This is a genomic window from Pigmentiphaga aceris, from assembly GCF_008119665.1.
Lineage (GTDB): Bacteria > Pseudomonadota > Gammaproteobacteria > Burkholderiales > Burkholderiaceae_B > Pigmentiphaga > Pigmentiphaga aceris.
This window is the reverse complement of record NZ_CP043046.1, coordinates 2,163,720-2,184,460: the sequence shown is the minus strand read 5'-3', so window position 1 is coordinate 2,184,460 and position 20,741 is coordinate 2,163,720. Positions and strand designations below refer to the sequence as shown.

Annotated in this window: 17 protein-coding genes and 3 tRNA genes; 3 read left to right on the top strand and 17 right to left on the bottom strand. The window is 61.0% G+C overall.

The features are described from left to right. Positions 1-3 precede the first annotated feature (3 nt). Both rlmB and rnr read right to left on the bottom strand, forming a co-directional pair. Positions 4-750, bottom strand: coding sequence for a 23S rRNA (guanosine(2251)-2'-O)-methyltransferase RlmB (gene rlmB, locus FXN63_RS09260; RefSeq protein ID WP_148814386.1), 747 nt, complete (start codon positions 748-750; stop codon positions 4-6). A gap of 205 nt (positions 751-955) precedes the next feature. Continuing rightward, positions 956-3,373, bottom strand: coding sequence for a ribonuclease R (gene rnr, locus FXN63_RS09255; protein ID WP_148814385.1), 2,418 nt, complete (start codon positions 3,371-3,373; stop codon positions 956-958). A gap of 53 nt (positions 3,374-3,426) precedes the next feature. On the opposite strand from rnr, the gene FXN63_RS09250 reads away from it, so the two are divergent. The 3 genes from FXN63_RS09250 to FXN63_RS09240 all read left to right on the top strand — a co-directional run bounded on the left by FXN63_RS09250 (position 3,427) and on the right by FXN63_RS09240 (position 4,759). After that, positions 3,427-3,511 (top strand) — tRNA-Leu (locus FXN63_RS09250). An 867-nt stretch (positions 3,512-4,378) separates the two neighbouring features. Then, a tRNA-Leu gene (locus FXN63_RS09245) sits at positions 4,379-4,463 on the top strand. Between the two features lie 211 nt (positions 4,464-4,674). Beyond that, a tRNA-Leu gene (locus tag FXN63_RS09240) sits at positions 4,675-4,759 on the top strand. Positions 4,760-4,925: 166 nt separating this feature from the next. Here FXN63_RS09240 and FXN63_RS09235 read toward each other — a convergent pair. The 15 genes from FXN63_RS09235 to ispG form a co-directional block, all read right to left on the bottom strand. Then, positions 4,926-5,459, bottom strand: a complete 534-nt coding sequence (locus FXN63_RS09235) for a phosphoribosyltransferase (protein WP_148814384.1) — start codon at positions 5,457-5,459, stop codon at positions 4,926-4,928. Positions 5,460-5,634: 175 nt separating this feature from the next. Next, complete coding sequence (gene hpaI / locus FXN63_RS09230; RefSeq protein WP_148814383.1) at positions 5,635-6,450, bottom strand: 4-hydroxy-2-oxoheptanedioate aldolase; 816 nt, start codon at positions 6,448-6,450, stop codon at positions 5,635-5,637. 103 nt (positions 6,451-6,553) lie between these two features. Continuing rightward, the gene (locus FXN63_RS09225; RefSeq protein WP_148814382.1) at positions 6,554-7,705 is read right to left on the bottom strand and encodes a helix-turn-helix transcriptional regulator; all 1,152 of its coding nucleotides are present in this window, start codon (positions 7,703-7,705) and stop codon (positions 6,554-6,556) included. A gap of 209 nt (positions 7,706-7,914) precedes the next feature. After that, a complete protein-coding gene (locus FXN63_RS09220; RefSeq protein WP_148814381.1) occupies positions 7,915-9,210 on the bottom strand; it encodes an adenylosuccinate synthase in 1,296 nt (431 codons plus the stop codon). A 74-nt stretch (positions 9,211-9,284) separates the two neighbouring features. Then, positions 9,285-10,439 (bottom strand): ATP phosphoribosyltransferase regulatory subunit, encoded by a 1,155-nt coding sequence (locus FXN63_RS09215; RefSeq protein WP_148814380.1) that lies wholly within the window; start codon positions 10,437-10,439, stop codon positions 9,285-9,287. A gap of 213 nt (positions 10,440-10,652) precedes the next feature. Further along, positions 10,653-10,844 carry a DUF2065 domain-containing protein gene (locus tag FXN63_RS09210; protein WP_148814379.1) on the bottom strand — a complete coding sequence of 64 codons (192 nt, stop codon included), beginning with the start codon at positions 10,842-10,844 and terminating at the stop codon, positions 10,653-10,655. 3 nt (positions 10,845-10,847) lie between these two features. Beyond that, positions 10,848-11,738 (bottom strand): protease modulator HflC, encoded by an 891-nt coding sequence (hflC, locus tag FXN63_RS09205; protein WP_148814378.1) that lies wholly within the window; start codon positions 11,736-11,738, stop codon positions 10,848-10,850. A gap of 15 nt (positions 11,739-11,753) precedes the next feature. Beyond that, positions 11,754-13,067, bottom strand: a complete 1,314-nt coding sequence (gene hflK, locus FXN63_RS09200; RefSeq protein WP_148819119.1) for an FtsH protease activity modulator HflK — start codon at positions 13,065-13,067, stop codon at positions 11,754-11,756. 61 nt (positions 13,068-13,128) lie between these two features. Further along, entirely contained in the window at positions 13,129-14,262 is a 1,134-nt protein-coding gene (gene hflX, locus FXN63_RS09195; RefSeq protein WP_148819117.1) for a GTPase HflX, read from the bottom strand. A 57-nt stretch (positions 14,263-14,319) separates the two neighbouring features. Next, positions 14,320-14,556 (bottom strand): RNA chaperone Hfq, encoded by a 237-nt coding sequence (hfq, locus tag FXN63_RS09190; RefSeq protein ID WP_148814377.1) that lies wholly within the window; start codon positions 14,554-14,556, stop codon positions 14,320-14,322. 141 nt (positions 14,557-14,697) lie between these two features. After that, positions 14,698-16,116, bottom strand: coding sequence for a ribosome biogenesis GTPase Der (gene der, locus FXN63_RS09185; protein WP_148814376.1), 1,419 nt, complete (start codon positions 16,114-16,116; stop codon positions 14,698-14,700). A 10-nt stretch (positions 16,117-16,126) separates the two neighbouring features. Next, a complete protein-coding gene (gene bamB / locus FXN63_RS09180; RefSeq protein WP_148814375.1) occupies positions 16,127-17,293 on the bottom strand; it encodes an outer membrane protein assembly factor BamB in 1,167 nt (388 codons plus the stop codon). A gap of 11 nt (positions 17,294-17,304) precedes the next feature. Then, positions 17,305-17,934, bottom strand: a complete 630-nt coding sequence (locus FXN63_RS09175; protein ID WP_148814374.1) for a YfgM family protein — start codon at positions 17,932-17,934, stop codon at positions 17,305-17,307. A 118-nt stretch (positions 17,935-18,052) separates the two neighbouring features. Continuing rightward, positions 18,053-19,357 carry a histidine--tRNA ligase gene (gene hisS, locus FXN63_RS09170; RefSeq protein WP_148814373.1) on the bottom strand — a complete coding sequence of 435 codons (1,305 nt, stop codon included), beginning with the start codon at positions 19,355-19,357 and terminating at the stop codon, positions 18,053-18,055. A 26-nt stretch (positions 19,358-19,383) separates the two neighbouring features. Further along, positions 19,384-20,697 (bottom strand): flavodoxin-dependent (E)-4-hydroxy-3-methylbut-2-enyl-diphosphate synthase, encoded by a 1,314-nt coding sequence (gene ispG, locus FXN63_RS09165; protein ID WP_148814372.1) that lies wholly within the window; start codon positions 20,695-20,697, stop codon positions 19,384-19,386. Between the last annotated feature and the right edge of the window lie 44 nt (positions 20,698-20,741).

Genomic DNA, 20,741 nt, shown 5'->3' with positions numbered 1-20,741 from the left:
GCATCAAGCCTTCTTGGCAGTGCGCTGGCGCACGGTTTCGTACAGGCAGACGGCAGATGCCACGCTGACGTTCAGGCTTTCCACCGAACCCAGCATCGGGATGCGAACCAGCTCGTCGCAGGTTTCGCGGGTCAGGCGACGCATGCCCTCGCCTTCGGCACCCATGACCCAAGCGATGGGGCGGGTGCAGTCGATGTCGTGCACGGTCTTTTCTGCCTGGTCGTCAGTACCGACGACCCAGATGTCACGCTCTTTCAGCGCGCGCAGCGTGCGTGCCAGATTGGTGACCGTGATGTAGGCGATCGAGTCGGCAGCGCCGCACGAGACACGTTGCACCGTGGCATTCAGGCCGACGGCGCGGTCACGCGGAGCGACCACGGCGTTCACGCCAGCGGCATCGGCGGTACGCAGGCACGCGCCCAGATTATGCGGATCGGTGATGCTGTCGAGGATCAGCAGGAACGGCACATCGGTCGCGTCATCGAGCATCTCGTCCAGATCGACGGCGAGTTCGACTTGCTCGGCAAGGGCCACGACGCCTTGGTGACGCTGGCCACGCGCGATACCGTCCAGGCGCATGGTTTCGACCGGATGCACGCGACGGCCAGCTTGTTCAGCCTGCTCGATCAGGGTCAGCATGCGGCGATCGCGCCGGGAGGCTTCAACGTAAATATCTTTGATCGATGCCGGCGCGTGGCGAAGACGCGCGGCCACGGCGTGGAAACCGGCGAGTACCTGGCTGGCAGCCATAGGAAGTCCTTTTTTCAGTGCGGGTCGGGAATCCGACATTAAACCGCAATTGCTTGTTTGCTTGCGCAATGCGCCCGCGAGCGCGCTTGCACAAATGAAACCGCCGCTGATGTCAGCGGCGGATCTTTACGACAAAGACATGCCGGTCGTGCATCGCACCACGCTGTCTGACAGCACGGCGCGATTGCACAAGCCGCCACTTGGCTTAACGGTTTTTGCGCGCCGAGCGCTTGGATGCAGCAGCACGCTTGCCAGTCTTGGCGCTGCGCGCTTCGCCGCCATAACCCAGCTGCCCACGATCCGGCTTTGCACCTGCCGCCTTGCGCACGCGATGCTCGGGTTCGCTTTCACGCTGGGCTTGCTTGCGCAGACCGTCGTAGCTGACCCCTTGCACCAGCTTGAACTCGATGCGGCGCGCTTCCAGATCGACCCGGGCAACCTGCACCTGAACCTTGTCGGTCAGGCGATAACGGATGCCGGTACGCTCGCCGCGCAATTCATGCAGCGAATCGTTGAACTGGAAGTAGTCGGTGCCAAGCTCGGACACATGCACCAGGCCTTCGACATACAGCTCGTCAAGGGTGATGAACACACCAAAGGTAGCCACGCCAGTGACGGTACCCGTGAAGGTCTCGCCCACGCGCTCGCGCACGAACCAGCACTTCAACCACGCTTCCACGTCACGCGATGCATCGTCGGCGCGACGCTCGTTGGACGAGCACTGCAGACCCAGGCGTTCCCAGATGCCGTGTTCGTGTTCCTTCATGTTCTTGGACGTGATCGTCGTATCGCCGACAGGCTCGGGCACATAGCGACGGCCGACCAGCAAGGCCTTGATCGCACGGTGCGTCAGCAAGTCGGGATAACGACGGATCGGCGACGTGAAGTGCGCATAGGCCGGGTAGGCCAAACCGAAGTGACCGACGTTGTCGGGGCTGTACATGGCCTGTTGCATGGACCGCAGACACATGGTCTGCAACAGCGCGTGGTCGGGACGACCGCGAATGCTGTCCAGGAAGGCCGAATAGTCTGCCGCCGTGGGCTTCTCGCCACCACCCAGCGTCAGGCCGATCGTCTTCAGGAAGGTGCGCAAGGATTGCAGCTTCTCGATCGTCGGACCTTCGTGAATGCGATACAGGCCGGGGTGCTTGCTGCGCTCGGTGAAGTCCGCCGCGCAGGTGTTGGCCGCCAGCATGCACTCTTCAATCACCTTGTGCGCATCGTTGCGCGTGTGCGCGACGATGCGTTCGATCTTGCCGAGTTCATTGCAGACGATCTTGGTTTCGACCGTATCGAAGTCGATGGCACCACGCGTTTTGCGCGCCGCCGCCAGCAACTGATACAGCGAGTACAGGTTGTGGATCTGCGGCAGCACATGATTGTGCTTGCGGGCAGCCGGACCACCCGGTTGCTGCAACGCGCCCCATACCTCGTTATAGGTAGTGCGGGCATGTGAATACATCACGGCGTTGTAGAACTGGTAGGCCTGCACCGTGCCCGCCTTGGAACCAGTGGCCGGAATCACCATGTCGCAGACCAGCACCAGGCGGTCGACTTCAGGGTTGATCGAGCACAGCCCGTTGGACAGCTTTTCGGGCAGCATCGGAATCACGCGGCGCGGGAAGTACACGCTGGTGCTGCGCTCGACCGCATCGTGATCCAGCGCATCGCCGGGCGTGACGTAGTGGCTGACGTCGGCAATGGCGACGATCAGCCGCCAGCCCGGACGCTTGCGCGTGCCAGTGCCAAGTTCAACCGGTTCGCAATACACAGCATCGTCGAAATCGCGAGCGTCTTCACCATCAATGGTGATCAACGGCACGTCGCGCAGGTCGATGCGGCCTTTCAAATCGGCGCGGCGCACGGCATCGGGCAAGCGGGCAGCCTGGTCCAGCGCGGCTTGCGAGAACTCGTGCGGCACGTCGAACTTGCGCACCGCAATTTCGATTTCCATGCCGGGATCATCGATCTCACCCAGCACTTCAACCACACGGCCCAAGGGCTGCGAATGGCGCGTGGGCTGCGTGACGATTTCCACGGACACGACCTGACCGTGTTCAGCATCGCCCTGCTCGCCCGGCGGCACCAGGATGTCGTGCTTGATACGCTGGTCTTCAGGCACGACGATGAACACGCCGCGCTCATTCAGGAAGCGCCCCACCAGCTTGTTGGTGCGACGCTCGATCACTTCCACGATCATGCCGTCAGGCTTGCCACGGTAGTCGCCACCGGACAGCTTCAACAGCACCCGGTCGCCATGCAGCACTTTCTGCATTTCCTTGGGCGACAGGAACACATCCTGACCGCCATCGTCGCGGATCAGGAAACCGAAGCCGTCACGGTGCCCTTGCACCCGGCCAGCGATGAAATCAAGTTTGGTCGCAAGCAGCAGGACGCCCTTGCGGTTGGGCAGCAATTGCCCGTCGCGTTCCATCGCATTGAGTCGGCGGTCAAAGCCGATCAAGGTGGCGTCGCGGGTAACGCCCATCACGTCGGCCAGTTCGTCCGGCGACAAGGGCTTGTCGGCTTTGCGAAGCGCCGCAAGAATTTCTTCCCGGCTGGGGACGTCGGGATCGTAATCGGGCGGAGTGCCCGGAGCGTTATTATTGGATCGAGTTGCCAAAAGGGTTTTTTCTCTTTAAGATGCGCAGCTTCTGTCGCGGTCAACGCGACGGGGCCCAGATGGCGGAATTGGTAGACGCGCACGGTTCAGGTCCGTGTGCCGCAAGGTGTGGAGGTTCGAGTCCTCTTCTGGGCACCAGAATGCAAGACAAGAGACGGGGTACTGCGAAAGCGGTGCCCCGTTTTTTCTTGCCTGCTTTGAACGCAAAAGCGTCGATTTCATCTGGTGGCCTTTGAACAAGGGTGGAACCTCAACGAGTCACTGCTGGCCGCGGAATTTTTTAAGCGGCTGCAGCAAACGACCTTCGGTGCGCGTGGTGGGCAATTGGCTTGCGCGCGCTGGCTACACGCCAATACGCGACATGCGGTGAACCGCCCACACAATCTGCCTGACCACACCACGCTGCTGTCCATCGACACGCAACCTGGGGGACACGCAGTACAACCAACACCGTGTGCAAACCCTGTGGAAAACTGCCAGTGCTTTCCACAAGGTTCGCACACCCGCCGAGGGGTTAGAACCGGGGACTGGGATTGCTATGCCCATTAGTACACCGGTTTATTACATCCACAATCGCGACCATGCGCATGGCTTGTCATGCCAGCCGACGGGGCGAAAGCGGGATAGCAGCGGCAGATGGCTTTGAAAGACCGTCAAGGATGCTTCAAAGACCGGAACGACCACCGCAGATCAAATCATCGGGACAAACCAACAACCCCGGACGACAGATCTGGCAGCACCACCCACACCACCAACGGGAACAGGCCCTTGCCTGCCATCAACCATTGGCTGCATGTATAGATGCCGCCTTGGGCAAATTCTACGTAAGTTTTCGCCCAGACCGGTCCAGCAATCATCAGATCGACCGGTCGAAGAGAATTTTAGTCGGATTTACCCTGATTCACTGCACAAGCTTCATTTTTATCCTATAATGCAGGGCTGCTGACGCGAAAACAAAGCGACGCAGCAAAGCAAGAGAAGAAAAAGCAAGGCCAGCAAGACAAAGCCCAGATGGCGGAATTGGTAGACGCGCACGGTTCAGGTCCGTGTGCCGAAAGGTGTGGAGGTTCGAGTCCTCTTCTGGGCACCAATCAAGACAAAGCGAATTGCCGGAAACAGCAGTCCGATTTGATCAAGAGATTTGACCAAAAAGCAGTTTGTTTTCCCTGATTTGAAAAACTCAGAAAAAGCAAAATGTACGAAGACGCAAGAAAGTAAGTCTCGGTTTGTGTATATAATACAAACCTGCTGACGCGGAAACATAGCGATCAGCAAAGCAGTACCGGCCTTTAGCAGGCTAAGCCCAGATGGCGGAATTGGTAGACGCGCACGGTTCAGGTCCGTGTGCCGCAAGGTGTGGAGGTTCGAGTCCTCTTCTGGGCACCAATTAAGACGAAGCGGGGAATACTGGAAACAGTGTTCCCCGTTTTGCATTGGGCGCTCGGAATCAGGTGCTCAGATTGCCGGGGCGGCCCGCCTGGTTTTTAGTCAGGTCATTTGGCCTTGCCCCATTGGCATTGCGCACTAGCCTTGCGCCCCAGCTTTTTACCCCTCAGCCCTGCCCTCTGCGCACCCAGGCATCCAGCTGCGCCGGGCGCAAGCTGTCATAGTCCTCGAAAGGCTGATGAATCCAAGGGTTGGTCGTCAGCTTGTCGACGTAGTAGTCGGGCACCACCGTTGAATGCGACTTGAACCACAGCACAGCTGTGCGCAATTCGGTAATCGCCGGGAATTGCGAAATCAGGTGTTTGCGCACACGGTCATAGGTCATGCCGGTATCGACCATGTCGTCGACCAGCAAAACCCGTCCACCCAGGCTGCCACGGGTGATGGTGATGAACTGCGCGATGTCCAATTCACCTTGCTGCGTGCCCGCGGCCTCGCGGTAGCTGCTGGTGGCCAGGATGCCCAGCGGCACATCCCAGATGCGTGACAACACATCGCCGACTCGTACACCGCCTCGCGCCAGACAGACGATCTGGTCAAATTTCCAGCCCGACTCATGCACGGTGAGCGCGAGTTTTTCGATCAGACGATGGTAATCGTCCCAGTTGACCCAAAGGTCTTTGTCAGTGGATTGAGGCATGGCCTGGCTTCGCCGCACTCAGCGCGCGGCGCAAAAAAACATAAAGGCGGATTGTAAGCCGGGGTGGAAACTCGGGGGTGCAAGCCGAGGGACGATGAGGATGCCGTACTGACGCGACCCCGATGCGACCCCGATGCGACCCGGATGCGATCCACGTCCGGCCCCGCCACCGATCTCAATACGGCCCACGTTCTTTTTGTATAGTCGCCCCGCCCTGCGCATCAGGCCTGAAACTCGACGCCAAGGCATCCAGGCCCGCCACAAAGACGCTGGTATCGACGCCTACCGCCACGAACAAGGCCCCCAGGGACAGATAGTGCTGCGCGCGTGTCTTGTCGCTGTACAGAATGCCAGGGGCCTTGCCTGCCGCGCGAATCCGCTTGATGGCGTCTTCGATGGCAGCTTGTACAACCGGATGACCTGGCTGATCGAGATACCCCATGCTGGCAGACAAGTCAGCCGGGCCGATGAACACGCCGTCCACCCCCTCCACGGCCAGGATCTCATCCAGTGCCGCCAGGCCGGCTGGTGTCTCGATCTGCACCAGCAGACACATCTGCGCATCGGCACGCGTCAGGTAATCGGGAATGCGATTCCAGCGTGAAGCCCTGGCCAAGGCACTGCCCACACCCCGAACCCCATTCGGCGGATAACGCACAGCAGCCACTGCCGCACGCGCCTCTTCGGCCGATTGCACCATGGGCACCAACACCGTCTTCGCACCGACATCCAGCACTTGTTTGAGCAGCACCGAATCGTTCCACGCCACGCGCACCACGGGTTCGACATCAGGATAGGCAGCCACTGCCTGCAATTGCGACAGCACCGTGGTCAGGGTGTTGGGGCTGTGTTCTCCGTCGATCACCAGCCAGTTGAAACCTGCACCAGCACAAATCTCTGCGCAATAGGCATTGCCCAGCCCCATCCACAAGCCAATCTGCGGCTTGCCATCAAGCAAATCTTGTTTGAAGCGGTTGTGCAATGTCGACATCGGGCAAGGCCTCGCGAAGCTGGGAAGAACTCACAGCATAACCAAGCATTGCCGCAGCCGGGCCAGCCCTCAAAGGCTAAAACAGGCCCGTCGGCAGCAAACCCTACTGCTCAACCGTCGGAGCCTGCGCAAGAAAGTACGCCGGGCTGGCCAACAGCAACGACACCAGGTCGGCCTGGCGCTTGGTACCGGTCTTGCCGAAAATGCTTTTGAGCTGACTGCGGGTGGTGTGAACCGAGGTGCCGCGCTCGGTAGCGGCATCGTCCAGGGTCTTGCCGCTGCACAAGGCCACGGCCAGTTCGGCCTCGGCTTCGGTCAATCCGAAAAGCTTGCGGATCAGGTCATGCGTTATCGCCGGCACGGTCTCTGGATCGAACACAAACAGCAAGGCGGCTCCCTGCGCGGAAGCACCGCTCAGGGACAAGGGTGCAATCATCAGCATCAAGGGCATGCGACCGACTCGCGGCAACAGCACCACGCCAGTGGGCTCGCCTCCCTTCCCCCGGCTGGAACGAATCGCATTGCTCAGTTCCAGATTGAGATTGCGGGTGACCTGCGGATCACGGGCAAGCAGGTACTTGTTGTCCAGCCACAGACTGCCAGACTGACCAAGCAAAGCCGTGGCGCTGCTGTTGGTGTGGATCACACGACTGTTTTCATCGAACAACAGCGTGGGCATGGCAAGCACGTCCAGGCTGCCGGCCATGAAATTCTGCCCCAGCTGCAGTTCAGCAAAACGCTGCCGCATCTGGATCGCGCGCTGCAGATGCGGCACCAGCTCGTTCAAGCGATTCATCTCGGCGCGATCAAACGGAGGCTGCTCGGGAGAACGCTGCATGATCAGCTGCGTCATCCACGCACCTTCGCGCAACACAATGCCGCCGGCAGCATATGCCACCCCCTGCGGCTGCACCCACTCGCGGAAGAAGCGCGAGTCAGCAAAATGCTCTGGATGCGGCAGATCGAGATTGCTGGCGTAGAAGAGCGCAATCGGCTGCGTCACGATATGGTGGGCAAGAATGTCCTCGGTCGCAAAGTCCAGGGCATAGCTTTCCAGCCATTTCACCTCGATGCCGTGAATCCACAAGCCCGTCATTTCCTGGGTCTGTGCGTTGCGGACCATCAGCGTGGCCGACTTGAGCATGAAGGCTTCACAGAACAAGGCGATGAAGCTGTCGAAGCCACCCGGCGCCATCACGGAGTCGTAAAGATGGCCGAGCAGCACGTCGTTACGCGGCAGTTCAATGGCGCTCATGATTTCGCTTCGTGGGTGGCATAACAATATCGATCAATGGTTGGGCATACTACCCTGCGGAAATTCTGCTGAAAACACTATGTGCATCGGCGTTGGCACAGCGATGCTACGCCGCAACGAGGGCACTGACACGACGAAAAAAAACCTGCCGAAGGGAATGACCCCAGGGCAGGTTTTTTTCAGCAGCGACCGGGGCCGCTGCGCTTGCTTCAGTCCTTGAAGGGGTGCTGCAGCAAGATCGTTTCGTTGCGATCCGGGCCGGTCGACACCATGGCGATCGGCACGCCGGTGACTTCAGCCAGACGGTTCAGGTAACGCTGGGCGTTGACCGGCAACTTGTCGAATTCGGTCACGCCAACGGTGGATTCACTCCAACCCGGCATTTCTTCGAACACCGGCTCGCAGGCCGCCACTGCGCACGAACCATAGGGCAGCACTTCACGGACGGTATCGCCATCACGGTAGCCCACGCCAATGCGCAGGGTTTCCAGACCGTCAAGCACGTCGAGCTTGGTAATGCACAGGCCCGACACGCCGTTCAGGCGAACCGAGCGCTTCAGGGCAGCGCCGTCAAACCAGCCGCAGCGACGCGGACGGCCGGTGACCGAACCGAATTCCTTGCCGACCGTAGCCAGGTGAGTACCGGTCTCGTCCATCAGTTCGGTCGGGAACGGGCCCGAACCGACGCGCGTGGTGTAGGCCTTGGTGATGCCCAGCACGTAGTGCAGCGATTGCGGCGCAACGCCTGCGCCAGCCGACGCAGCACCGGCCACGCAGTTGCTGCTGGTGACGAAGGGGTAGGTGCCGTGGTCGACGTCGAGCAGTGCGCCTTGTGCGCCTTCGAACAGCAGGTTGCCGCCATTGGCTTGCACGGCATACAGCTCTTCGGCCACGTCGGCGACCATCGGCTTGAGCAGCGGGGCCAGCGCCAGCACTTGCTCGCGCACCATGGCGGCGTCGATCGGGGCTGCGCCCAGGTACTGGGTCAGCACGAAGTTGTGATAGTCCAGCACTTCGGCCAGCTTCTCATCGAAGCGAGCCATGTCGTACATGTCCTGCACGCGCAGGGCGCGGCGGGCAACCTTGTCTTCGTAGGCCGGGCCGATGCCGCGACCGGTCGTGCCGATCTTTGCATCGCCCTTCTTGGCTTCACGTGCCTGGTCGATGGCAACGTGGTAAGGCAGGATCAGCGGGCAGGCTTCGGACACGCGCAGACGCGAGCGCACTTCGATGCCAGCGGCTTCGAGTTCCGAAATTTCCTTCAGCAGCGCTTCCGGCGACAACACCACACCGTTGCCGATGTAGCAGGTGAGCGACGGGTGCATGATGCCCGAGGGAATCAGGCGAAGAATGGTCTTCTTGCCGTTGATCCACAGGGTGTGGCCGGCATTGTGGCCGCCCTGGAAGCGCACGACGCCCTTGACCGACTCACCCAGCCAATCGACGATCTTGCCCTTGCCTTCGTCACCCCACTGGGTGCCGATTACTACTACGTTCTTAGCCATATTCCTGCCCGATGTCGGCGCGCAATCTGCGCGTTTACAAGTCGTGGTCAACCAGCACCCTGCCGGCGAACCTGTCAGTTAAGCGTCGTCAGCTGCCAGGTGCCGTCGATCAGCACCAGCTCACGATCGCAGATGAATTCCTGCTGGTCGTTGTCGTGCCCCGGCAATGCCTGCACAACAATTTCGCCCTGCGCGCGCAATGCCGCCACAGCGCTCGCCAAGGCGGCATCCTGCCCCCACGGCGCACGAACTGCCCGGCCAATACTGGGCGGCGGCAACAAGCCCGCCAACACCCGCAAGTCCAGGCTGAATCCAGTCGCAGGCCGCGCACGTCCGAAGGCGCGTCCCACATCGTCATAGCGGCCGCCACGCACCACGGCGTCGGGCCAGCCATCGCAATACACGGCAAACATCACACCGGAGTGATAGCCATAACCACCCACGTCGGCCAGGTCGATGCCGGCATCCACGCCTGGCAACGCAAGCGCGACGGCTTCCAGCGCATCCAGCGCTTCTGCCACACGCGTCAGCGCCGGCAGCTTGGCACGCGCCTGGACGATCACTTCGCGCCCACCGTACAAGGTGGGCAGCGCGAGCAACGCGGCAGCGGTGTCCGGGCGCAACGCGGCAACCAGTCGTTCCAGGCCCGGGACATCCTTGTCCCGCAGCAGCGAGAACACGTCTTCTGCCAGCGGTGCGGCAGCCGGATCGTCGTCGAGCAAGGCGCGCACAACGCCCGGATGACCCAGATCGAGTCGCGCGCCAATGATGCCGGCCCGGCTGACACTTTCGAGCGCCAACTGCACGACTTCGATATCGGCCTGGGGGCCGACGTGGCCGTAGATTTCGGCGCCGATCTGCAGGGGTTCGCGGGTGGAGAACAGACCACGCGGACGCGTATGCAGCACACTGCCGCAGTAGCTCAGGCGCGTGACGCCCGAACGATTCAACAAGTGCGCGTCGATGCGCGTGACCTGCGGCGTCATGTCGGCACGCACGCCAAGCGAGCGACCGGACAATTGATCGACCAGCTTGAAGGTACGCAGATCCAGATCGTGTCGGGTGCTGCCCGACAACAACGAATCGAGATACTCGACGAGCGGCGGCATGACCATTTCATAGCCATACGTGCGATACAGATCGAGCAGCAGACGGCGCAACTCTTCGATGCGTCGTGCCTCGGCCGGCAGTATGTCTGCCAAGCTTTCAGGCAACAGCCATTTGCCCATAGTCGGGACCGATATCCTGGAGAAAAAGGGTGTTCGCGTACGGGGTAAAAACCGTACAAAACAGAAACCTGGAACCGCGCTTCAAAACACGCGGACGAAAAAAAAGCGGTTGTGAGGGTGCATCGAGTGCAAGCCCATCCAACCGCCTGATCGGGTTGCTGCGCGGTCTAAACACGCGAGCAAAATCCCAAGCCTTGGCTTACACGCTATTGTCTACTCGAAAAGCCACAAAATCAAGAGGCCTCCCAAGATGGCGGTCAGACCACCAAAACGGATCTGTGCGTCGCTGCACTCCGCCAAGCGTCTGACCGCGCTGCGCCACCGGGATGGCGCAGCAAACGGCAGTAAACCTTCCAACACCAGCATCAGGCCCAGCGCAGCGCCGAGCCAGTAAAGCAGCGTCATGCCTTAACGCGCAGGTGCTGCCGAGCTTGCGCCCGGGGCCTTGAAGTACTTGAAGAACTCCGAGCTAGGATCGACCACCAGGACATCGCTCTTGTTGGCGAAGGATTCCCGATAGGCTTCCAGGCTCTTGTAGAAGTTGTAGAAATCACGATCCTGGCCGAATGCATTGGCGTAGATCGACGAGGCAGCGCCGTCGCCCTCACCCTTGGCTTGCTGGGCTTGACGATAAGCTTCCGCCAGGATGACTTCACGTTGGCGGTCGGCATCGGCGCGAATCTTCTCGCCTTCTGCGGCACCGATCGAACGCTGCTCGTTGGCCACGCGCTTGCGCTCGGCTTCCATGCGGCGATAGACCGATTCCGAAATTTCCGGCACGAAGTCCACACGCTTCAGACGCACATCCATGATTTCCACACCCAGCGCCTTGGCCGGTACGGAAACGTTGGTACGGATTTCCTGCATGATCTTGTCGCGTTCTTTCGAGGTCACGTCGTTGACGGTACGACGATTGATCGACGCGTTCATGGCATCACGTACCAGGGCCGACAGACGCTCTTGCGCGCTACGCTCGTTGCCACCGAAGGTGACGTAGAAGGTGCGCGGATCGGAAATACGCCACTTCACGAACGAGTCGATCAGCAAGTTTTTCTTTTCCGAGGTCTGGATACGTTCGGCATCCGGATTGTCGATGGTGAGAATGCGTTTGTCGAAATAGACGATGTTCTGGAACGGCGGCGGCAGCTTGAAGTACAAGCCCGGTTCGCGAATCACTTCCTTGATCTCGCCCAGCGCGAACACGACAGCGTAGTCGCGTTCCTTGACGACAAACATGCAAGAGGACAACGCGGCCAGCGCGATAAGCAGGCCGATTACAGCGGGAATCAGACGATCCATGATTGGCGTTCCTTATCAGCGGGTACGGTCGCGATTACGCAGGCCGTCGAGCATGCGATTGCTCTCGGGTGCGGGCGCGTTGGTAGACGGAAGCGATGGGCTGGGAGCCGGAACGCTTGCCGAACCCGTGCCACGGACCGCGGACAGGGACTCCTGAGATGCTTGCTGCATGATCTTGTCGAGCGGCAGATACAACAGATTGTTGGCGCTGCGCGAATCAACCATGATCTTGCTGGTGTGCGTGAAGATCTGCTGCATGGTGTCCAGGTACAGACGGTCACGCATGATCTGCGGGGCTTTGCGGTATTCGGTCAGCACCAGGCCGAAGCGAGCTGCATCACCCTCTGCGGTTTCCACCACACGTTGCTTGTAGCCATCGGCTTCCTGCAGCAGACGCGAGGCCATGCCTCGGGCACGCGGCACGACGTCGTTGGCGTAAGCCTGACCTTCGTTGATCTGACGCTCACGATCCTGACCGGCCTTGACCGCGTCATCGAACGCTGCCTGCACTTGTTCCGGCGGCTGGGCATTCTGGATGGCCACGCTGCTGATCAGCACACCAGTGCGATACAGATCCATGATCTGCTGCATCAGTGCGACGGCTTCAGCGGCAACCTGGGTACGGCCTTCGTACAGCACGAAGTCCATGGGCTTCTTGCCAACGACTTCACGCATGGCGGTTTCGGCCGCTTGCATCACGGCTTCGTCAGGCGCGCGGTGGTCGAACAGATACGCACGTGCGCCATCTTCACGCAGGCGGTACTGGACCACGAACTGCAGATCGACGATGTTTTCGTCATCGGTCAGCATCAGCGCTTCACGGCCGACCTTGGTACGGGCGTTGTTGCGGAAACCGACTTCGATGGTGCGCAACTGCGACAGGTTCACGGTTTCGTGAGCCTGGATCGGATACGGCAGACGCCATTGGAAGCCCGAACGCGTGGTGCGCTCGTACTTGCCGAATTGCGTAATGACAGCAACCTGACCTTCCTGGACGATGAAGAAGCCGCTGCCCAGCCACATCAGGGCAATGACCAGCAACACCAGACCCAGGCCCAGACGCGCGCGACGCGGCGAAGGCGGCGCATAGCGCGGCGATCCGCCGGAGCCATCACCATTCCCGTTGCCACCGCCTTTACGGCCGAACATGCCACCCAGCTTGCGATTGAAATCGCGCCAGAGTTCGTCGAGATCCGGCGGTCCGCCGTTATTGTTATTACCACCGCCGCCCGGAGGGCGACGCGGCGGTTCATTGCCGGAATTGCCGCCGGAGCCACCGCGGCCCCAGTTCGAATCGTTCAGATTGAATAGTCTTGAAATCGAAGTCAGAAGCATCTTTTCTTGTACGCAGAGAGGCGGACGGGAATCCCGCCCTCAGGAACGGACCCCACTAGGGGGGGCTGATGGATGAACGGCGTGCGTCGAACCGCGGGTCCTCTTCGGGAACCTCGGCGACGGCCGCGCGCTGACTGAACTCGACCATTGCCCCGCGCAATAAATCGAGTCCGGAGCGCTCGCTTGCGCTGACAAATACCCGCGAAATCGTACCATGCTCGTCTCTTTCCACTGCGGGATCGAGACCGGCCATGTCGATCTTGTTATAGACCAGAATGCAGGGCACGTGATCGGCCCCGATTTCCTTCAGCACTTTGTTCACTTCGGAGATCTGTTCGTCACGCTGCGGGCTTGAATGGTCGACCACGTGCAGCAGCAGATCGGCATTGATGGTCTCCTCGAGCGTCGCCTTGAACGCGGCGACCAGCATGTGGGGAAGCTCGCGGATGAATCCGACGGTGTCGGACACCACGACCTGCCCTGCCCCATCCACCCAGATACGCCGGCTGGTGGTGTCGAGCGTGGCGAACAGCTGGTCGGCTGCGTAGACGTCAGCGCGCGTGAACGCGTTGAACAGCGTCGACTTGCCGGCATTCGTATAGCCGACCAGCGACACCGACAAGGTGCCGCTGCGCGCGCGCGCCCGACGCTGGGTATGGCGCTGACGCGTCAACAGTTCAAGGCGCTCGTGCAGCCGCTTGACTTTGTCGCCGATGATTCGCTTGTCCATTTCCAGCTGCGATTCACCCGGACCGCGCATGCCGATACCGCCGCGCTGGCGTTCCAGGTGGGACCACATGCGGGTCAGGCGGGTCATCAGATGCTGAAGCTGGGCCAGCTCGACCTGCAGCTTGCCTTCGTGGCTTTGCGCACGCAGCGCGAAGATGTCGAGGATGAGTGCCACGCGATCGACCACGCGCACATTGAATACACGCTCGAGATTGCGCTGCTGACCGGGCGACAGGGCATGATTGACCAGCACGATCTCGGCATCATGCGCCTGCACGGCAAGACCGATTTCATCGGCCTTGCCGGTACCCACGAACAACTTGGCGTCCGGCCGCGGACGGCGCGCGATGATCGTATCGACGATCTCGGCGCCAGCCCCTTTTGCCAGCATGATGAATTCTTCGGTTTGCGGTTCGAAGTCGGGCTTGCCGAAATCGATACTGACAACTACAGCACGCATGATATGCCCTCGACAGTCGCCGCCGGCGTCACCCCGGTCGGCGGCGGGCAAGCGAAATTATTCAGCAGGAGCGTCTACCTGGAAGTTGACCGGACGTGCCGGAACGACGGTCGAGATGGCGTGCTTGTAAACCATCTGGGTCACCGTGTTGCGCAACAGGACGACGTATTGATCGAAAGACTCGATCTGACCTTGCAGCTTGATGCCGTTCACCAGGTAGATCGATACCGGCACATGCTCTTTACGCAGTGCGTTGAGGAACGGGTCTTGTAGCAATTGCCCTTTATTGCTCATCGTGTGGGCTCCTATGTATGTTGTTTTTGGCGGACGCCAGCCCGATTACTCTACCGGGTTTTCCCGGACGAGACTACGTGACCACTGCACAATCCGTGCCCGCTCCCCTTGCTCAACAGCTTGGGGCGGCGGCACGCAATATCAATCCTTGGAGCTGTACGGATTTTTCGACGCGCGGAATTCGATGCGCAGCGGTGTACCTGCCAGCGAAAACTCGTTGCGGAAAGTGGTTTCCAGATAACGGCGATACGAATCCGGGATCTGGTCCAACGCCGATCCGTGAATCACGATCAGCGGCGGATTCTGCCCGCCTTGGTGGGCATAACGCATCTTCGGACGGAAAATGCCCTTGCGCGGCGGTTGTTGTTTTTGCAGCGCGAGTTGCAGCGCGCGTGTCAGTTTCGGCGTCGACAGACGGGCAAATGCCGCAGCGTGCGCCATGTTGACCGACTTCAGCAGCGGGCCCACGCCTTCGTTTTTCAGCGCCGAGATGAAGTGCACCTTGGCAAACGACAGGAAACGCAGCTTGCGCTCGAAATCACGCTTGATCTGGTCGCGCTGGTCGGAATCCAGATCGTCCCATTTGTTCACGCCCACCACCAGCGCCCGGCCGGTTTCCAGCACGAAGCCGGCAATGTGCGCGTCCTGATCCGAAATTTCGGTCTGGGCATCCAGCATCAGCAAGACTACGTTGCTGGCCTCGACGGCCTGCAAGGTCTTGATGACGGAGAACTTCTCGACTGCCTCGAAGACCTTGCCGCGACGACGCAGGCCAGCGGTGTCGATCAAGGTGTACTGGCGGCCACCGCGTTCGAATTCGATTTCAATGGCGTCGCGCGTGGTGCCCGGCTGGTCGAAGGCGATGACACGCTCTTCGCCCAGCAAGGTGTTCACCAGGGTGGACTTGCCTACGTTCGGACGGCCGACAATCGCCAGACGCACGCGGTGCTCGATAGCGGGACGGAAGTCCTTTTCGCCGTCGAGATCGGGCGCAGGGGCTTCCGGTTCGATGATGTAGCCGTTCTCCGGCACTTCTTCTTCCGGCTCTTCCGGATAGAACTCAAGCAAGGCCTCATTGATGAGGTCAACCACACCGTCACCGTGCGCAGACGAAATCGGGTGCGGTTCACCCAAGCCGAGCTTGTAGAACTCAGCCGAGGCGGATGCGTGCTGCATGCCTTCGGCCTTGTTCACGGCCAGCAGCACACTGCGACCCGACTTGCGCAGCCGATCGGCGATTTCACGGTCATGGCCGGTCAGACCGACGCGGCCATCGACCAGGAAGATGATCGCGTCGGCTTCGGCCACGGCCTGCATCGTCTGCTTGGCCATCTGCGCCAGGATGCCTTCCTTGACGATGGGTTCGAACCCGCCGGTATCCACGACGATATAAGGATGGTCGCCGACCCGCCCTTCCCCGTAGTGACGATCACGCGTCAGGCCAGGAAGATCGGCCACCAGCGCATCGCGCGAACGGGTAAGACGATTGAACAAGGTTGACTTGCCCACGTTGGGACGGCCAACCAGTACAACCACGGGTTTGAAAACTGCGGGTTTCATCGAAAGTGCCTTATTCGCCGACACCGATCAGGGTCAGCGTTCCGCGTGAGGTCTGAGCCACCACGCCTTGGGGGATTGCGAGCGGCCGGGTAACGATCGGGCTGCCATCGGTCGCTACGCGCGCCAGCAGACGACCATCTTCACGGCCAAGGAAATGCACATAGCCCTGGTAATCGCCCAGCGCGACAGCGCGGCCGATGGACACGGGACCGGAAAGCTTGCGGTGCTGCAAGGCGTCTTGCTTCCAGACGTTTGCGCCGGAGTCGATGGCAAAGCCGAAGACCACGCTCTGGTCATTGGGTGCAAAGGCGAAACGCACATCGGCGGCAACGCCGGACACGCCGGAGAAGTCACGCGCCCAGGTGGAATTGCCCGAACCGACGTCGAAGCAGCCAATGCGGCCCTGATAGGTTACTGCGCACAGTTCGCGGCCCGAAATCACAGGCGCGCCGACCACATCGGCGACACGTTCAAGTTCGCTGGTGCCGCGCGGTACGGCAACCGTACCTTCCCAACGGACTGCCCCGTTTTCGAGCGAGATCGCAATGACCTTGCCGCCGGGCAAGCCGGTGAAGACATAACCGCCCGACACGAGCAATTCAGCAACCGAGCGCAGTGCCAGGGCGGGGCCGGGGCGCTGCACGCTCCAGCGACGTTTGCCGCCTTCAATCTCGAAGGCCTGGACGCGATAGTCACCGCTGCGGACCACCACCATGCCACCACCCACGACCGGCGGAATGGTGATCTCGCTGGTTGCCTGCGAACGCCACTTGATTGCGCCGCTGTCGTCCAGCGCGATCACTTCGCCGCGCGTGGTTGCCACGGCAGTGATGTTGCCGTCACTGCCCACACCAGCTGCGAGCTTGGTCTTGACCGAGGTCTTCCAGACTTCGCGGCCGCTGGCCAGATCGAACTTGCCGACGTTGCCGTCTGCGTCTGCGGCATAGACCGCATTGCCCACCACGACCGGTTGGAAACCAAGGCCGGCTTGGCCACCGGTCGAGGCGGTCCAGCTGGTGCGCGCAGCGAGCGACGGCGCGAATTCGGTCAGCGCTGCCGGCACGTTACGCGGCTTTTCGCTGCTGAACCACGCGCAGCCGCCGAGCACCATGGTCATGCCAACCACGGCTGCCGAACGCAAGGCCAGGCTGCGGCCCCGCACAATCGATTCACGCATACGAACTCCCGTCACACGCCACCCAGGGCGTCAAGCTTGAGTTGAACCACCGGACGCAAGGCGCTGCCCGGATCGAGTGTAGCGAGCGCCGACTTGTAGGCGGCACGCGCGTCATCGGTCTTGCCTTGCGCAACCAGGATGTCGCCACGACGATCGGCGAAAAGGCCTGCAAAGGCGGCAGGCGCATCTTTCAGTTGAGCAAGTGCGTCGTCATATTGCTTGTCGTCCAGCTTGATGCCGGCCAGGCGCAGACGCGCCACTGGAATCAGCGCATCGTCCTTGCTCTTGTCGACGACCCACAGCAGTTGTTCGGTCGCAGCCTTGGTGTCGCCAGCTTGCAGGAAAGCATGCGCGGCCAGCAGTGCTGCGCGCGGCGCATACGCGGTACGGCCGTACTTGTCGAGCAAGGTGCCGGAGGCATCACGCACCTGGTTGACGTTGCCTTCACGCGCGGCTTTTTCAAGCGCTTCGTAATGCACCATCGCAGTCGCGGCTTCGCGACGTTGATACCAGTTCCAGCCGTTCCAGGCAGCGAAGCCCATCAACACCAGTGCCAGCACGGCAAGGATCGGGGTTCCGTATTTCGCCCACCACGCTTTCAACGCGTCGAGCTTTTCCTGTTCTTCAAAATCGTAGGCCATGCATGTCCCGGTTAAAACGCGAGATGGAAAGAAGAAAGCGTGCGCCGATCCGGAAATCGCGCGATGGAGCAACCGGGGCGCAGCTTAACGGATCGCGCCCCGGCCGTCGCGTATTGTGTCAGTCGACGTCGCTGTCGAAGCTCTGGATCAAGGTGTCGGCCAGTGCGTCGAGTGCAACCCGACGCTGGGTGCCAGGACTGCCATCTGCCTGGCTGCGCAAGGTCTTGACGCTGGCTTCGCCGGCAGCAAGTTCGTCGTCACCGAGAATGACGGCGATCTCGGCACCACTGCCGTCGGCGCGCTTCATCTGCGACTTGAAGCTGGCGCTGCCGGCGTGGACGATCACATCCAACCCAGCGTCGCGCAATTGTTCGCCGATGCGTTGAGCACGACGCGCCGCCGCATCGCCCTGGTGTACGACATAGACGTCGCACTCAGGTTCCGCTTCCGCTGCATCACCTTGCGACCAGAGATCAAGCAGGCGTTCCATGCCGATGGCAAAGCCGACTGCGGGTGCAGGCTTGCCGCCCAGCAGACCGATCAGGCCGTCGTAGCGACCGCCGCCGCAAACCGTACCTTGCGCGCCCAGGCGATCGGTCACCCACTCGAACACGGTCAGGTTGTAGTAGTCCAAGCCACGCACCAGGCGCGGGTTGATGGTGTAGGCAATGCCGGCATCGTCCAGGCGTTGCTTTACGCCTTCGAAGTGCGCCAGCGATTCGGCACCCAGGAAGTCCAGCAGGCGCGGTGCGCCGTTGGCCATCTCTTGCAGGGCCGGATTCTTGGTATCCAGCACGCGCAGCGGGTTGGTGTACATGCGGCGCTTGCCGTCTTCGTCCAGCTGGTCTTTGAAACCTTCCAGATAGGCGATCAAGGCGTCGCGATGCGCTGCGCGCTCTTCAGACGCACCCAGGGAGTTCAGTTCCAGACGGATGTCGGTCAGGCCAAGAATCTGCCACAGACGCGCCAGCATCACGATCAGTTCGGCGTCCACATCAGGACCCGCAAAACCCATGGCTTCGACACTGATCTGGTGGAACTGGCGATAACGACCGCGCTGCGGACGCTCGTGACGGAACACCGGTCCCATCGAGAACAGACGCTGCGGACGGTCATACAGCAAATTGTGTTCGATCGCGGCACGCACGGTGCCTGCGGTGAACTCGGGACGCATGGCCAGCAAGTCGCCATTGAGCGAATCGGTGAAGCTGTACATCTCTTTTTCGACGATGTCGGTGACTTCGCCGATGCCGCGCGTGAACAGACGCGTGAACTCCAGCACCGGGGTGCGGATATTGCGATAACCGTAGCTGCGCAGCCAGTCGCGGGCCAGGCGTTCCAGGCGCTCCCAACGAGCCGAATCGGCGGGGAGCAAGTCGTTCATACCGCGAATCGCGGTGAGCTTTTGAAAGTTTTCTGCCATCTTTTTATCGTTGTGCGGCGGGCCGTTCAGGCATCCACCGTTTCCGCAGCACCATAACGGCGCTGCACGTAGCTTTCCACCATGCCCTGGAAAGTCTCGGCGATGTTGTCGCCCTTCAGCGTGACCACACGCTGGCCGTCGACGAACACCGGTGCAATCGGGGTCTCGCCAGTGCCGGGCAAACTGATGCCGATGTCGGCATGTTTGCTCTCGCCCGGACCGTTGACCACACAGCCCATGACCGCGACGTTCATGCTTTCGACGCCCGGGTACTTCAAGCGCCAGACCGGCATCTGTGCGCGCAGGAATTCCTGGATGCTGGACGCCAATTCCTGGAAGACCGTGCTGCTGGTACGACCGCAACCCGGGCAAGCCACCACCACAGGTGCGAAGGCGCGCAGGCCCAGGCTTTGCAGAATTTCCTGACCGACGACAACTTCCTTCGCACGGTCACCACCCGGTTCGGGGGTAAGCGAAATGCGAATAGTGTCGCCGATGCCGCCTTGCAGCAGCAGCGCCAGGCCCGCGGTCGATGCCACGATGCCCTTGCTGCCCATGCCGGCTTCGGTAAGCCCCAGGTGCAGGGGATAGTCACAGCGTTGCGACAGGTCGCGATACACCGAGACCAAGTCCTGTACGTGGCTTACCTTGCACGACAACACGATGCGGTTGCCAGGCAGGCCAAGCTGTTCGGCACGCTGCGCGTTTTCCACGGCAGACAGCACCAGCACGTCGCGCATCACCGCCTGCGCGGTCCACGGCTTCGAGCGCTGGCTGTTTTCATCCATCTTGCGCGCCAGCAGGTCTTGGTCAAGGCTGCCCCAGTTCACGCCGATGCGAACTGGCTTGTCGTGGCGGCAGGCGACTTCGATCATCTGCGCAAAATTGTCGTCGCGACGCTTGCCATTGCCCATGTTGCCGGGGTTGATCCGGTACTTGGACAAGGCTTGCGCGCAATCCGGGTATTGGGTCAGCAGCTTGTGGCCGTTGTAGTGGAAGTCGCCGATCAGCGGCGTATCCACACCCATGCGGTCAAGCTGTTCGCGGATGGCTGCCACTTCACGGGCAGCTTCCGGCGTGTTGACAGTGATGCGGACCATTTCCGACCCAGCCAAGGACAACTCCTTGACCTGGATGGCCGTGGCGATGGCATCGACTGTGTCGGTGTTGGTCATCGACTGCACGGCAACCGGGGCATCGCCGCCGATCATGACCGTGCGGTTGCCCCAGCGCACTGCAACCTGTCGCGTCACACGACGGAAATCAGGGCCAACCGGAAAAGGAAGCGGCTCGGGACACGAGCCAGTCTGCGTCGTAGATTCGGTCGACTCCGTACTCATCCGCTCATCCATGCAAGTTCACCACCGGAAGAAAAGTTTCCACG